At 62.2% G+C, this 13,577-nt stretch carries 14 protein-coding genes; 2 read left to right on the top strand and 12 right to left on the bottom strand.

Annotated features, from left to right (window positions below):
* The first annotated feature begins 11 nt into the window (after positions 1 to 11).
* On the top strand, positions 12 to 845 hold the full coding sequence (locus KI243_RS12640) for a phosphodiesterase (RefSeq protein ID WP_212810902.1): 834 nt from the start codon (positions 12 to 14) through the stop codon (positions 843 to 845).
* 465 nt (positions 846 to 1,310) lie between these two features.
* The gene (locus tag KI243_RS12635) at positions 1,311 to 1,715 is read left to right on the top strand and encodes a hypothetical protein (protein ID WP_212810901.1); all 405 of its coding nucleotides are present in this window, start codon (positions 1,311 to 1,313) and stop codon (positions 1,713 to 1,715) included.
* A 26-nt stretch (positions 1,716 to 1,741) separates the two neighbouring features.
* On the opposite strand, the gene KI243_RS12630 is transcribed toward KI243_RS12635, so the two are convergent.
* From KI243_RS12630 to KI243_RS12570, 12 genes are all read right to left on the bottom strand, one after another.
* Entirely contained in the window at positions 1,742 to 2,872 is a 1,131-nt protein-coding gene (locus KI243_RS12630; protein ID WP_177109761.1) for an FAD-dependent oxidoreductase, read from the bottom strand.
* Between the two features lie 22 nt (positions 2,873 to 2,894).
* A complete protein-coding gene (locus KI243_RS12625; protein ID WP_177118480.1) occupies positions 2,895 to 4,022 on the bottom strand; it encodes an NADH:flavin oxidoreductase/NADH oxidase in 1,128 nt (375 codons plus the stop codon).
* 13 nt (positions 4,023 to 4,035) lie between these two features.
* The gene (locus KI243_RS12620; RefSeq protein ID WP_017129043.1) at positions 4,036 to 4,971 is read right to left on the bottom strand and encodes a dihydrodipicolinate synthase family protein; all 936 of its coding nucleotides are present in this window, start codon (positions 4,969 to 4,971) and stop codon (positions 4,036 to 4,038) included.
* Between the two features lie 176 nt (positions 4,972 to 5,147).
* Complete coding sequence (locus KI243_RS12615; RefSeq protein WP_212810900.1) at positions 5,148 to 6,353, bottom strand: NAD(P)/FAD-dependent oxidoreductase; 1,206 nt, start codon at positions 6,351 to 6,353, stop codon at positions 5,148 to 5,150.
* Positions 6,350 to 6,847, bottom strand: coding sequence for a (2Fe-2S)-binding protein (locus tag KI243_RS32855; protein ID WP_244861851.1), 498 nt, complete (start codon positions 6,845 to 6,847; stop codon positions 6,350 to 6,352). Before KI243_RS32855 ends, KI243_RS12615 begins: the two co-directional genes overlap by 4 nt.
* Positions 6,848 to 6,925: 78 nt before the next feature.
* Positions 6,926 to 7,600: an amino acid ABC transporter ATP-binding protein gene (locus tag KI243_RS12600; RefSeq protein WP_244861850.1), complete on the bottom strand. Its 675-nt coding sequence runs from the start codon at positions 7,598 to 7,600 to the stop codon at positions 6,926 to 6,928.
* Positions 7,575 to 8,330 carry an amino acid ABC transporter permease gene (locus KI243_RS12595; protein WP_017129041.1) on the bottom strand — a complete coding sequence of 252 codons (756 nt, stop codon included), beginning with the start codon at positions 8,328 to 8,330 and terminating at the stop codon, positions 7,575 to 7,577. Before KI243_RS12595 ends, KI243_RS12600 begins: the two co-directional genes overlap by 26 nt.
* The gene (locus KI243_RS12590) at positions 8,330 to 9,004 is read right to left on the bottom strand and encodes an amino acid ABC transporter permease (RefSeq protein ID WP_103032806.1); all 675 of its coding nucleotides are present in this window, start codon (positions 9,002 to 9,004) and stop codon (positions 8,330 to 8,332) included. Before KI243_RS12590 ends, KI243_RS12595 begins: the two co-directional genes overlap by 1 nt.
* 54 nt (positions 9,005 to 9,058) lie before the next feature.
* The gene (locus KI243_RS12585; RefSeq protein ID WP_017129039.1) at positions 9,059 to 9,865 is read right to left on the bottom strand and encodes a transporter substrate-binding domain-containing protein; all 807 of its coding nucleotides are present in this window, start codon (positions 9,863 to 9,865) and stop codon (positions 9,059 to 9,061) included.
* A gap of 142 nt (positions 9,866 to 10,007) precedes the next feature.
* On the bottom strand, positions 10,008 to 10,775 hold the full coding sequence (locus tag KI243_RS12580) for an SDR family oxidoreductase (protein ID WP_017129038.1): 768 nt from the start codon (positions 10,773 to 10,775) through the stop codon (positions 10,008 to 10,010).
* 383 nt (positions 10,776 to 11,158) lie between these two features.
* On the bottom strand, positions 11,159 to 11,953 hold the full coding sequence (locus tag KI243_RS12575) for an IclR family transcriptional regulator C-terminal domain-containing protein (RefSeq protein WP_017129037.1): 795 nt from the start codon (positions 11,951 to 11,953) through the stop codon (positions 11,159 to 11,161).
* Between the two features lie 64 nt (positions 11,954 to 12,017).
* Positions 12,018 to 13,472: an NAD-dependent succinate-semialdehyde dehydrogenase gene (locus KI243_RS12570; protein ID WP_275936907.1), complete on the bottom strand. Its 1,455-nt coding sequence runs from the start codon at positions 13,470 to 13,472 to the stop codon at positions 12,018 to 12,020.
* Positions 13,473 to 13,577 lie beyond the last annotated feature (105 nt).

Genomic DNA, 13,577 nt, shown 5'->3' with positions numbered 1-13,577 from the left:
CAGAGGCTTTTGTGAATTCTTCGTTTCTTATTGCCCACATCAGCGACCTGCACCTCAAGGCCGGCCAGCGCCTGACCTACGGCGTGGTCGACACCCTCGGCGCCCTGCGCCGCGCCGTCGACCAGTTGAACGCCAGCATCCCGCGGGCGGACATCGTGGTGATCAGCGGCGACCTGGTGGACTTCGGGCGACCGGATGAATACGCCGTGCTGCGCCCCGAACTCGCCCGCTTGCAGATGCCCTGCTACGTGGTGCCCGGCAACCACGACGAGCGTGAACACCTGCTGGCGGGCCTGCCGGAGCACACCTACCTGCCCCGCTCGGCGCAGGGCCCGTTGGACTGGGTGGTGGACCAGCATCCGGTCAGGTTGATCGGCCTCGACTCGACCACGCCAGGCGCCCATGGCGGGTGTGTGCGCGACAGCCAGCTCGAGTGGCTCGATCAGCAGTTGGCGCGCCGCCCCGACGTGCCGACGCTGGTGATCCTCCATCACCCGCCGTTTGTCACCGGCATCGGCCATATGGACCGCGAGTCATTTCAAAACGCCCCGGCGCTGGAGGCCGTGATCGCCCGGCACCCCCAGGTCGAACGACTGCTGTGCGGACATATGCATCGGCCCATGCAGCGGCGGTTCGGGGGAAGCATCAGTTGTGTCTGCCCGGGCACATCCCATCAGATCGTGCTGGACCTGCAAGACACCGCGCCGGCGCACTTCAATCTGGAACCGGCGGGGTATCTGCTGCATGCCTGGCATCCGCAACACGGGTTGGTAACCCATAACGGGGTGTTCGGCGAGTATGCGGGGCCGTATCCGTTTTATGACGGGAACGGGTTGATCGATTGAGCTCTCCAGAGATACCCCATACCTGGGGTTGTTCGCTGTTTCCAAAATGCAGAGTAATGCAAGACCTGTAGCAGACACGTCATCGACTGAAGACCGTTGGCGTTGGCACCTGCCAAGGACGCCGTGCCCCCTCGGCAACATTTGGTAAAGCTAGGAAATAGCCCTCCAAAAATACTCAGGTTTCCTACACGGTTTGAGCATGGGAGAATATTGAGTGCGCCTGCCACCGGGTCTACAGTTCCGATGTCGCTGCAAATTCAGCGATACGGGTTTGAACGCCCGGAAGTGAATAGGCGCACAGCGCCGCGAAAGCGGCATTTTTGTGCTCGCGTCATGGCGGGCTGTGCGCAGGAGGCTTCGGCCTGCCGGTTTCCTATTCACCGGTCGTTCAACCTGCGTACAGCTCGCCACCTTTTGTTTGAACGCGGGAAGCGGCGAGTTCCTTAGCCGAATAGGAGACTTTCCATGGTCAAGAAAATCACACCCGATCCACCACCCAGCAGCACTCCTGCGCTTGTGGAACAAGCGACCTATCTGAACAGGGTCATGCACGACTCGCTGCTCCAGATTGAATCAGACCATCCGCAGAACCCACCGATACACCTCGAAACGCTCGCCACCACAGCTTTCAGAACCGTCGAATCCGACACCTCATCTGTCCCACCCCTGTTTTCTATTCAACCAGGCGTGACCGCCAAGGTCGCGCTGACTCGGGTGTCGGAGTTGCTCAAGTCCGCCGAACTGAATGCCGATGAAATCTGCCCACGCCTGAGCGGCTTTGAACGGGATCTGCTGATGGGAATGATTCACTCCGTGGCATTGTCCCGGACTGTCGTGGATGCCCTGCTTGATGGGTCTGCTTCGTCTTAAGGTAGTGCCCTCAATCCCGCTGATCGTCACTGGCACAGGAACGGTCGATAGTCGATGTCCAGTGGCACGGGCTTGTCCTGTACCAGGCTGGCGATGATACGGGCGACGATGGGCCCGGCGGTGAAGCCCATCCAGGGAAAGAAGCCCATGAAGAATCCCGGGACGCCGGGGGCTTCACCGAGAATCGGGCGCCAGTCGTCGGTACCGTTGACCACGGCGGCCCATGTGCGGATGACTCGCAACGGCCCCAGCGCCGGAACGGTTTGCAGTGCCAGGGCCATGTTCTGCGCCAGCGAGTCGGGATCGGTCACCGGGTGCCCGCGACCGTGCCAGCGCGCCGGCCAGCCACCACCGATCAGCACCGAACCGATGGCGTTCTGTTTCAGCGTGAGCTTTTCCCCCGCCGAGTACACCAGATGCGGAATCAACGGTCCGGTCTGCTCGGTCACCGCGACCTGAATCGCAAAGCCCTGCACGTCCGTATGGATGCCCAGCATCGCGGCGATTCGTCCGGCATCGGCTCCCGCCGCGTTGACCACGCGCCGGGCCACCAGGTCCTCGCCGGCCAGCCGCACCCGGAAGTTCTGCTGGCCCTGCTCGATGCCGATGACTTCGCTGTGACGACGGAACTTCACCCCCAGGCGCTTCGCCGCATCGGCATACGCCAACGTTGCAATCAACGGACTGGCCTTGCCCTCGATCGGACAGAATGCACCGCCGAGGACCCGATCCGAGAGATACGGCGCCAGTTCGCGCACCGCACTCTGGTCGAGCAGGTCGATCTCCAGCCCATGCTCGCGTTCGAGCGTCGCCTTGGCCTCGATTTCACGCAATTGCTGCTTGCTGGTGGCCACCAGCAGACCGCCCTTGGTCGAGACTTCGAGATCGACACCAAGCTCCTTGGGCAATTCGTGCCACATGGCGATGGAGCGCGCCATCAACGCGATGCTCGGGGCAAACCGTCGCGCCCACTCCGGGCCCTTGTTGACGAACGGGTCGTGGGGAATCTGCGCATGCAGGCTGCCGGCATTCGAACCCGATGCCTGGGTATTGAGTTCGGTACGCTCCAGCAGCAACACATCGACGCCGTCCCTGGCCAGGTAATAGGCCGTGGCGCAGCCGACCAGGCCGCCGCCGATGACAATCACATCGGCCATGGAAACAACTCCGCTTCATCACTCATGTGGCTTTCACCTGCGTGTGTACCTGACGGCGGGCGAGAAAAAAACCGTGGGATCTCGGCAACAGATCATGGGCGTCGGGGACCTGCAGTTCCAGCGCCGCGTGATAGGCGAAGCTCGGATCATCCAGCAATGCCCGACCCAATGCCACCAGGTCGGCGGCACCATCGACGATCACCTGATTGGCCTGTCGCGCCCCGGTGATCAGCCCCACCGCCATGGTCGCCACCCCGGCTTCGGCACGGATGCGTGCGGCGTACGGCACCTGGTGCCCCGGCAAGGCCACCGTGGCGGAACGTGCGACCGGGCCAAGGATCCCGCCCGCCGAACAATCCACCAGGTCAACGCCTTCGGCCGCCAGCAACGCGGCCAGGCGCACGCTGTCATCCAGGCTGATCCCGCCTTCGCCGTCGTCCACGCAAGACGCCCGGTACCACACCGGCATGCTCGCCGGCACCACTGCGCGCACGGCTCGCACGACCTCCAGCGCAAGCCGTGCACGGTTGGAAAAGTCGCCGCCGTAGGCATCGTCGCGACGGTTGGCCAACGGCGAAAAGAACTCATGAATCAGATAGCCGTGCGCCCCGTGGATCTCGACAAAATCCAGCCCCGCTTCAACCGCCCGGCGGGCCCCGTCGGCGAATGCCTGGACGACCTGCCGGATATCTTCGAGACTGGCCGCCTGCGGCGTCGGCCAATCAGCGGCATGGGCCAGCGCCGAAGGCGCCAGCGTCGGCCAGGCCGGAGTTGCCGAGCCTGCCGCCAGCGGACCACTGCCGAGCCACGGCACCGCCGAACTGGCCTTGCGTCCGGCATGGGCCAGTTGCACGCCCAGCGGCACGTCATGCTGATGATAGAGTTCGGCGAGGCGCCGCAGGCCAGAGATCTGCTGGTCGCTCCAGATCCCCAGGCAACCGGGGCTGATGCGACCGTCGCGCGTCACCGCGGTGGCTTCGAGCAACGCACCGCCGATCCCGCCCAGGGCGAACCGGGCGTGATGGGCGTAATGCCAATCGTTGACCAGGCCTTCGACAGCCTGGTACTGACACATCGGCGACACCACCAGGCGATTGCGAAAACGTACGCCGCGGGAGTCGAAAGGCGTGAACAATGGCGGACGGCTCATCCCTGCTCCCTGATCACTTCGCCGCTTGGGCGGCAACGTAGCTATTGATGTCGTCGATGATGCTGACGATCCGCGCGCGGCGATCCAGGCCTTCCTGTCCAAGCTCGGCGAACTGCGTCAACGGTGCGCGGACATCACCGACCGGATACCCCTGCGACGCCGCCAGGGCTTTCGAATAGCACTGATGGCCGTAGGTGGGGTGACCTTCGGCAATGATGTGATCGAAGCTGCTGATCATCGCCTGGATCTTGCCCGCCTCTTGCAGCTTGCCTTCGACCAGCGCTTCCCAGAGCCGGGTCGACGCCCGCGGAATGTAGTTGGCATACGGGTTCACGTACCCCACCGCACCGAGCAGAAAGCTTTCGACCGGACGCTCGCCGGCAAACACGTTCATCACCCCCTCGGTGCCTTCGACGATGTCGTAGATACGCCCGACATCCATGCTCGCCTCCTTGATGTAGCGCACGTTGTCGAAGGCCTTGGTCATGCGCGCGACGAGCGCGGCGGACATGTCGACGTTGGTGGTCACCGGGTTGTTGTAGAGCATGATCGGCAGCGAGGTCGACTCGGAAATCGCCCGGTAGTACTTGAAGATTTCGTCTTCGGTCGGGGTGTAGTAGTACGGCGGCGCGATCATGAAACCGTCGGCGCCCAGCGCTTCGGCTTCACGGGTGTAACGCACGGCGTTGGGTGTGTAGGCGTCCATGGTGCCCACCAGCACGTCGATACGGCCGTTGACCAGTTTCACCGTGGTTTCGATGTACTGGGTGCGCTCATCATCCGAGATGGTCAGGAACTCGCCGGTGGTACCGAGAATGATGATGCCCGGCGAACCCGAGGCGATTTGCCATTCGATAAACGCGGCCAGGGCCTTGTAATCGATCTGGCTGCCATCGGCGGTAAAAGGCGTCACTGTCACGCCATAGCTGCCGCGAAATTCTTTGCTCATGCTTGACTCCGATTTTCGTACGTTTGTGCGCGGAAAAGATCAACGTTCGCGCATTTATGTCATTTAATGACGTTCTTACTGCAAAACTCACTCGAAAAGCCTTATTCGAAGCGACAGAATCCTGTACATCCTGAAATGAATGTTACCATGGCGAACATTAGTTCGCGTTATGCGGTTTAATTTTTTTCCAGCGAACCGGCCAATTCGGCAATGGTCACCGGTTTGACCGGCAGGCGTGGAGCGAAGCCGGACAGCTCCGAGCGTTGCGATCCATTGAGTTCACAGACTTTCTCGTCGAGAGTGGCCGCGCAGTAACGACCCTGGCAGCGGCCCATGCCAATCCGTGTATGCCGCTTGATGGCGCCGGTCGTACTGATGCCATCGTCCAGCGCCTGTTGCAGCGTGGCAAAACTGACTTCCTCGCAGCGACAAACCAGGCATCCGCCCTGCGCCGTCGCAGTCACCGCCGGCGGTTTTGCCTCGGCCTTGTACAACGTCCACAACGCCTTCTGGAATGCACGCTGCCGATTGAGTTCGGCTTCGGCTTCGCGGCTGCTTTCGTGCAGTTCGCCGGACAGTTTGAAACCACTGGAGACGGCGGCTTCCAGGCCGACCATGCGTCCTTCGGCCAATGCGGCCCGGGCACCGCCCAGCCCCGTGCAGTCGCCCAGGGCAAACACGCCGTCGATGTCGGTCTGGCCGCGGGCATCGCGGCGGGTCACCAGTTGTCGGCGCCGGGCATCGTAATCGTGACCGCAACCCAGTGCCCGTAGCAGTTCATTGGCCGGTTCGAAGCCATAGCCGAGGCACACGCAGTCGACCTCAAAAGTATCCGGCAGCGGCAGGCCGTCGATATCGCACAGGCTGACCATCAGTTGCTCACCCTGCGCCTGGATCCCGGAGACCAGTGCCTGGTGAATCATCCGGCCTTTACCCCGCAGCAATGCCAGGCGATACGCCAGGCCCTCCAGCATCAATCCCGGCGCGGCGATGGCCATGCGCGCCAGGCTGGCCAGTGTCGCCAGACCCGGTGCGGCGGCCGCCTCGACCACCGCCACCACCGTCGCCCCGCCCGCCCGCAGCTCGGCCGCCAGTTGCAGGTTCAACGGACCATTGCCGGCGATCAATACCCGCCGCCCCGGCAAACGTCGGGCGGTGCGCCATAACGTCTGCGCCGCGCCGGTGGTCATCACGCCCGGCAAGGTCCAGCCCGGCACTTGCCAGCCACGCTCATAAGCACCGGTGGCGACCACCGTGCTGCGCGGTTTCCAGCGCTGGGTATGACCGTTGATCACGACACCGTATTCGCCGGGTTCGAATGCCCCCCAGACCAGCGCGTCGCCGATCAATTCGACACCCGCTGCCCGTACCTCGGCGATCAACCGGGCGCCTTGTCGATGCTGGCGGTCGGGCGGCGCGATGTCCGGCCCCTCGACGCTGACCTGCTTGTAATACTGCCCCCGGCAATGCTCCGCTCGTCCACCACGACCACGCTGGCCCCCGCCTGCCGTGCCGCCAACGCCGCCGACAGGCCGCCTGGCCCGGCACCGATCACCAGGACATCCGGCGTGCGCACCGGGATCGGCTCGATCACCACGTTTTGCGCCACATCCAGCGGCAACGGCATATTGGCGATGCTGCGCCTGACGTTGATCGGCGCCACGACCTTGGTCATGCACGCGCGCTGATTCGGCCGACCGTCGATGTCGACCAGACACTCCTGGCACACGCCCATCCCGCAGAAAAGACCGCGACAGGCACCGCTGCGGGTTTCCCGGAAATGCCGCACACCGCCAGCGATCAGGGTCGCCGCCAACGACTCGCCGGGACGAGCCGTGTACACGGTGCCTTCGAAAGTGATAGCAATGCCTTTCATCAAGCGTCTCCAACAGCTGTCGGTCCGCACGCCCCGCAACCGGCAGGGCGAGCAACACGGGATGAGTCGATTCGAGCCTCAGTGACGCAGGATCTTGCCGACGAATTCGCGAGTGCGCGCCTCGACAGGCGCCTCGAAAATCTGCTGCGGCGTGCCGATCTCGACGACCTGGCCCTTGTCCATCATCACGATGCGCGTCGAGACCTCACGCACGAAGGACATCTCGTGGGAGACCAGCAACATGGTGATCCCTTCCTTCGCCAGGGCGCGGACCGTGTCGAGCACCTCGTTGACCAGCTCCGGGTCGAGCGCGGCCGTGACTTCGTCGAGCAGCAGGATCTGCGGACGCAACGCCAGCGCCCGGGCAATCGCCACGCGCTGTTGCTGACCACCGGACAACTCGTCCGGATAGGCGTGATATTTCTCCCCAAGCCCGACCTTCTTCAGCAACGCCTTGGCCTCGAGTTCGACTTCGGCACGCGGGCGTTTCTTGATCTTGGTCGGCGCGATCGTGACGTTGCGCAGCACATCCATGTTCTGGAACAGGTTGTACTGCTGAAAGACGATGGCCATCTTGTCCCGCGCGGCACGCAGGCTGCTTTTCGACACGTAGTCGAGCGGCTCGTCATCGATCAGCACCCGTCCGGCCGTTGGCGGCAACAACCCCATCAGCACACGCAACAAGGTGCTTTTGCCCGACCCGGACGGCCCGATCAGGCTGATCACTTCACCGCGATCGACCGACAAACTCACGTTTTGCAGGACCGGAATTTGCGCGTACGCGCTGGACAGATTTACGACGTTGAGGTGAGGCAAGACGATTCTCCAGGTAAGCGCCCAATCGGCTGAGTGGGTAAGACAGGACGAAATAAGCAGCAAGTACGACGCCGTACACCAGGAACGGCGAATAACCTCGGTTCATCAGCACCTTGCCGGTGAACGTCAGCTCGACGACGCCCATCTGCGACGCCAGCGAGGTGTCCTTGATGAACATCACCATGAAGGCGAAGGCCGGCGGCAGGATGACTTTCCATGACTGCGGCAGGAGCACCATGAACAGCGTGCGGCTGAAGCCGAAGTTCATCACCTGGGCCGCTTCAAGCTGCTGCCGCGGCACCGACTCGAGCCCGGCGCGGATGATCTCCGACAGAAACGCGGTGGCAACCAGGCAGATCGAGACCGTCGCAATCGCCGACAGCGAAATGTTCGAGCCAAGCCCCTGCGAGGCGTACATCACGATGAACAGGATCACCAGGAACGGGATACGCCGGAACACCTCGACATAGACCGTCACCGCCAGCCGGAACAACATCATCCAGTTGCTGGTGGTACTGCGGATGACGGTAATGGCGAAGCCGGCCACGGCCCCGACCGAACAACCGATCACCGTCATCATCAACGTGCGGCCCATGGCTTCGAGAACGAAGACCAGCGTGTACCAGGTGAAGAATCGCGGAGCCTGGGAAATGATCAGATCAAACATCAGAACACCTTGATTTTTGCGCGGAACAGGTGACGGCCTACCAGCCCCAAGGCAATCGACGCAACAAAGGTCAATGCCACGTATATCGCTGCCACCACCGAGAAGGTTTCAATCGTTCGCAGGTTGGCGGTCGAAATGTTGATGGCCCGGCCGGTCAGTTCCTCGACACCGAAAATGGCCCCGATGGAGCTGCCCAGCACCAGCCAGACAAAGAAGTTGCACAGCGGCGCGTAAATGGTCTTGGCGATGTGCGGCAAGATCACGTAGCGCACGGTCTGCAGCCCGGACATGCCCAGGGTCACGGCGGTTTCGATCTCGGCCTTGCGCACCGACTCGACACCCGAACGCAGGATGTCGGTGAGGTAGGCACCGGAGTTGAGTGTCAGGCCGATCAGCACGGCGGTCATCGGCTCCAGCACGATGCCGACATCCGGCAAGGCGTAGAACAGGAAGAAGATCTGCACCAGCGCCGGGGTGTTGGTGAACAGCGTGATGTAGACACTGACCAGACCCCGCAACAGGCGCCCGCCATGCAACTTGGCCATGGCGCCCGCCAGACCGATGGCGGACCCGAGCCAGAACGAAACAAACGCGATTTCCAGTGTCAGCCCTGCCCCTTTCAACAGGTAAGGGAGGTTCTGGATGACGTTGGAGAACTGAAAGGTGTAGTCCACGAGGCTATCCGTCCTTTTCGCCGACCCGTACCGGGGTACGGGTCGGCGCGGGGGTTAGAAGTACGGGTTTGCATCCACGGGCTTGAGCATCGGCGCGCCGTATGCCTTCTGCCAGGTGGTATTGATGAAGCCGCTGCTGTGCATCTCGAACAGCACGACGTTCAGGTAGTCGCGCAGGCCGGTGCTGTTCTTCGCCACGCCGATGCAGTCGTATCCGACGGAAATCGGGTCCTTGAGCACGCGCCACTTCACGTCAGGATAGTTCTTGGTGAAGCTCATGAAGAAGTCGATGTTCTCGACAATCGCGTCGCCCCGCCCCTGGGCCACGGCACGCACGGTATCGGCGATGGTTTCCACCAGCAGGACGTTGGACTTGGGCAGCTCTTTTTTCAGGTAGTCGACCGACCAGTTGCCGCGCATGTTGACCAGCTTGATATCCGGACTGTTGAGATCCTTCCAGTTATCGACCTTGAGCTTGTCGGTGGTCAGCACCGCCATGGACTCGGTGTGCAGCGGCACGGTGAAATCGATCAGCTTGGCGCGTTCGGAGTTGCGCGTCAGGGCGCCGAGGGAGATGTCGATCCGATCCGATTGCAGGAACGGCACACGCTGGGCACTCTCGGTTGGCACGAACTCTGCTTTGACGTTGAGGTTGCGGGCGATTTCGTTGGCCGCGTCGATGTCGAAGCCCACCAGTTCGTTCTTGTCGTTGTAGGAACTCATCGGTGGAAAGTTCGGGTTGACGCCGACCCGCAGGGTGCCGCTCTGGATGATCGAGTCGAGGCTGCGTGCTTGCACGACGCCAGACACGGCCGCGGCAACAACGGCCAGCGAGAGAATGACAGCTTTGAATTTAAGCATGTGAAACTCCTGATTGGGGTTACAGGCGACGCCAGCGCTGACTGGAATCTCAATGTCTGACTTCGCCGCATCTATGTCAATAATTTAATGCGCAATACGAACAAAAGATGTCAATGCGCACTTTTGATTGCAGTCAATCGGCTCAACGAACGTAGCTGGCACCGTTCACATCGAGCGTGGCACCACTGAGGTGACGCGAACGCCCGCTGGCCAGAAACGCCACCAGCGCCGCGATGTCGCTCGGCGGCACCCACTCACCCATTGCCAGTTGCGCGGTGACCCCCTCCTCGCCGCCCTGGGTACGGGCAAACGACTCGGACATCTGCGTGCGCACCACGCCCGGCGCAACGATGTAGGCGAGGATTCCGTCCTTGGCATAAGCCCGGGCGACGGTCTGGGTCATCGACCGTACCGCGGCTTTCGACGCGGCGTAGGCGATGGTGTCCGGATTGGTCACCCCGCGCTGCGCCGCCCAACTGGAAATGGTGATCAGGATGCCGCCGCCATTGGCGTGAAAATGCTTCACCGCGCGGCGGATCAGGCGCGCCGGAGCCAGCACATTCACGTCCAGGGTTTCAGCCCAGACGCTGTCCCAGGTTTCATCGTCCGCGGCCATTCCGCCGTGCCAGCGCATGATCGCCGCGTTGTTGACGAAGCCATCGATACGGCCCTGCCAGGCCTGCGCCTGGTCCCACAAGGTTTCCACGCAGGCCAGGTCATGCAGGTCGGCCTGCAGGAACAGCTTGTCCGCGGCCGGCACATTGGCGAGCGCCTGTTCCGCCCCCGCCCGATCACCGCCGTAATGCGCGATCACCCGTGCGCCGGCCTCGCCCAGCGCCGTCGCGATAGCCGCGCCGATGCCTTTGGATGCGCCGGTGACAAGCAATGTCTTGCCCTTCAGGTCAAACATTAGAGACTCCATGCAATGGCCCGGGCATCGACAGTTCCTATGCACGGGCAAACAGGTTGTCTGGCCGGATTACCGACCGCCGATGTAAAGGTGAAATAACGCGCAGCCGGTGTTGGCGGACTGGCGTCGAGACAGGGCCCAGGGGGCTGGAGGAAGCGCGGGCACAAAGCCTCGCGCGGGTGTCAGGTGCATAAGAATCACTCCATCGCTTAATGTTTTTGTTGTCGATGTGAGTGTTAACTTATCGCACAATTGTGCGCATTGCAAACTAGTGTTCGCAAAATTCTGAAAGGGATTTGTAACAGCCGTGCCAGGCAAATCCCGGGCAAAAAAAACGCGCTCGATCAAGGATCGGAGCGCGTTATCGAGCAGTGACCAGGGGCTTATCCCTGGAGAGCCTGCGTGATGTTTTTCGAAGCTTCCAGCAGTTCGGTGAGTATCCGCGTGCTCATGTCCTGCAAGGTCACGCGTTCGGTCGGACACGGCACGTTGAGCGCCGCGACCACCTTGCCATCACGATCGCGAATCGGCACCGATATCGAGCGCAGGCTGATTTCCAGTTCCTGATCGACAATCGACCAACCGCGCAAGCGGGTTTCGTTGACCAGCTCACGCAGCTTCACCTTGGAGGTCACCGTATGCTCGGTGAATTTGGTCAACGTGGTCTTGTCCAGGTATTCCTGGAACTCCGCCTCGGGCAACGCCGCCAGCAGCACCCGCCCGGTCGAAACGCTGTGCGCCGGTGAACGACTGCCGATCGATATGCTGATGTTGACCACGCGCGTCGAGTTGGCCCGTGCCACGTAGATCACCGAATCGCCATCCAGCACGGCGGCGAAACAGGATTCCTGCAAACGGTCGGACAACGCACTCATGATCGGCTGCGCCACGTCCCAGATATTCATCGAGGACAAGGCCGAAAAGCCGATCTCGAGGATCTTCGGCTTGAGGCTGAAGTACTTGCCGTCACTGTCGGCATAACCTTCGCGCACCAGGGTCAGCAGGAACCGGCGCGCGGTGGCCCGGCTCATGCCGCTGGCCTCGGCGACCTCGCTGAGGGTCCGCCGCGGCGTATGCCGGGTGAACGTCTTGATGACTTCGAGGCCACGAGCGAAAGAACCGACATAATCGCGATCACGGTTCTCAAGGTCGTCGATCGATGATTCTGATTCGAGCATTTTTGACACCATTTCCTATTAAAAGCCTGTGCGACGTGCGCACAGAAGTTTAGACCGGAATATATCAGCTCACCTGGGCAACGCATACATATTTGAGCTCGGTGAACTCCTCGATGGCGTGGTGCGAACCTTCGCGACCGATACCTGAAGACTTCACCCCGCCAAAGGGGGCGCCTTCATAGGAAGTCGCACCGGTATTGACCCCGACAATGCCGACTTCGAGCGCTTCGCTGACGCGCCAGACCCGTCCGTTGTCACGCGTGAAGAAGTACGCCGCCAGGCCGAACTCGGTGTCGTTAGCCGCCGCGATCACCTCGGCTTCGGTCTCGAAGCGGAACACCGGCGCCACCGGGCCGAAGGTCTCTTCCACGGCAATGCGCATGCTGGCGGTCACATCGGCGAGCACAGTGGGCTCGAAGAAGGTCTGTCCCAGGGCATGCCGATGACCGCCCGTGACAATCCGCGCGCCCTGCGCCAGGGCGTCATCTATATGCTCCTGAACCTTGCGGACCGCTGCCTCGTCGATCAACGGTCCCTGCTGCACGCCTTCCGCCTGCCCATCGCCAACCCGCAGCGCCGCCACGGCCTCGGCGAAACGCGCGACGAAGCGATCATGGATACCGCTCTGTACATAGATGCGGTTGGCGCAGACACAGGTCTGGCCCATGTTGCGGAATTTCGAGGCGATGGCACCCGTGACAGCCACGTCGATATCGGCGTCGTCAAAGATGATCAACGGTGCGTTGCCGCCCAGTTCCAGCGCGACTTTCTTGATGGTGCCGGCCGCCTTGGCCATCAGCGAACGGCCGACCTCGGTCGAACCGGTGAAGGTCACTTTGCGCACCAGGGGATGTGTCGACAACTCGTCGCCCACTTCACCGGCAGCCCCGGTCACCACGCTGAATACGCCCTCTGGCAGCCCGGCACGACGGCCGAGTTCGGCCAGCGCCAGGGCTGAAAATGGCGTCGCGCTGGCCGGCTTGAGCACCATGCTGCAGCCGGCGGCAATCGCCGGTCCGGCCTTGCGCGGGATCATCGCCATGGGAAAGTTCCACGGCGTGATCGCCGCGCACACACCGATCGGCTGGCGCAGGACCAGCATGCGCTGGCCCTGCTGCGGCGCGGGGAGGATTTCGCCGTAGACACGCTTGGCCTCCTCGGCGAACCACTCGAAAAAGGCCGCGCCGTAGAGGATCTCGCCCCGGGCCTCGGCCAGCGGCTTGCCCTGCTCGGCCGTCAGGATCAACGCCAGGTCGTCGACATGCTCGACAATCAGGTCATACCAGCGCTTGACCACCTTTGCCCGCTCGCCCGCCGGACGTGCCGCCCAGGGACGGAAGGCCCGTTCCGCCCCTTCGATGGCCTCGACTGTCTCGGCGCGCCCCGCCTTGGGCACCCGCCCGACCCGCTCACCGGTACTCGGATTGGTCACCTCAATCCAGCCGCATCCCTCGGGAACCGACCACGCGCCATTGACGAAGATCGCTTGCTTGAGCAGTGAAGGGTCTTTCAAGTTCAGCATGATTTGTTTCCTCGTTGCAGGATTAAGGTGCTACATTTATGTTCGCACAACGCCCACAACACCGCAATGCGCACAAATAATCATCCGAAAACTTGGTTAGCA

The sequence above is a fragment of the Pseudomonas sp. Ost2 genome, assembly GCF_018326065.1.
GTDB classification, from domain to species: Bacteria; Pseudomonadota; Gammaproteobacteria; order Pseudomonadales; family Pseudomonadaceae; genus Aquipseudomonas; species Aquipseudomonas gingeri.
The sequence above is the reverse complement of the archived record's forward strand: the minus strand, read 5'-3'. Positions and strand labels throughout refer to the sequence as shown.

What these genes read in the sequence shown, in the direction of transcription:
- KI243_RS12635 (WP_212810901.1), top strand. Translation starts at nt 1,311, where the DNA reads ATGGTCAAGAAAATCACACCCGATCCACCACCCAGCAGCACTCCTGCG.
- KI243_RS12630 (WP_177109761.1), bottom strand. Translation starts at nt 2,872, where the DNA reads ATGGCCGATGTGATTGTCATCGGCGGCGGCCTGGTCGGCTGCGCCACG.
- KI243_RS12625 (WP_177118480.1), bottom strand. Translation starts at nt 4,022, where the DNA reads ATGAGCCGTCCGCCATTGTTCACGCCTTTCGACTCCCGCGGCGTACGT.
- KI243_RS12620 (WP_017129043.1), bottom strand. Translation starts at nt 4,971, where the DNA reads ATGAGCAAAGAATTTCGCGGCAGCTATGGCGTGACAGTGACGCCTTTT.
- KI243_RS32855 (WP_244861851.1), bottom strand. Translation starts at nt 6,847, where the DNA reads ATGAAAGGCATTGCTATCACTTTCGAAGGCACCGTGTACACGGCTCGT.
- KI243_RS12595 (WP_017129041.1), bottom strand. Translation starts at nt 8,330, where the DNA reads ATGTTTGATCTGATCATTTCCCAGGCTCCGCGATTCTTCACCTGGTAC.
- KI243_RS12585 (WP_017129039.1), bottom strand. Translation starts at nt 9,865, where the DNA reads ATGCTTAAATTCAAAGCTGTCATTCTCTCGCTGGCCGTTGTTGCCGCG.
- KI243_RS12580 (WP_017129038.1), bottom strand. Translation starts at nt 10,775, where the DNA reads ATGTTTGACCTGAAGGGCAAGACATTGCTTGTCACCGGCGCATCCAAA.
- KI243_RS12575 (WP_017129037.1), bottom strand. Translation starts at nt 11,953, where the DNA reads ATGCTCGAATCAGAATCATCGATCGACGACCTTGAGAACCGTGATCGC.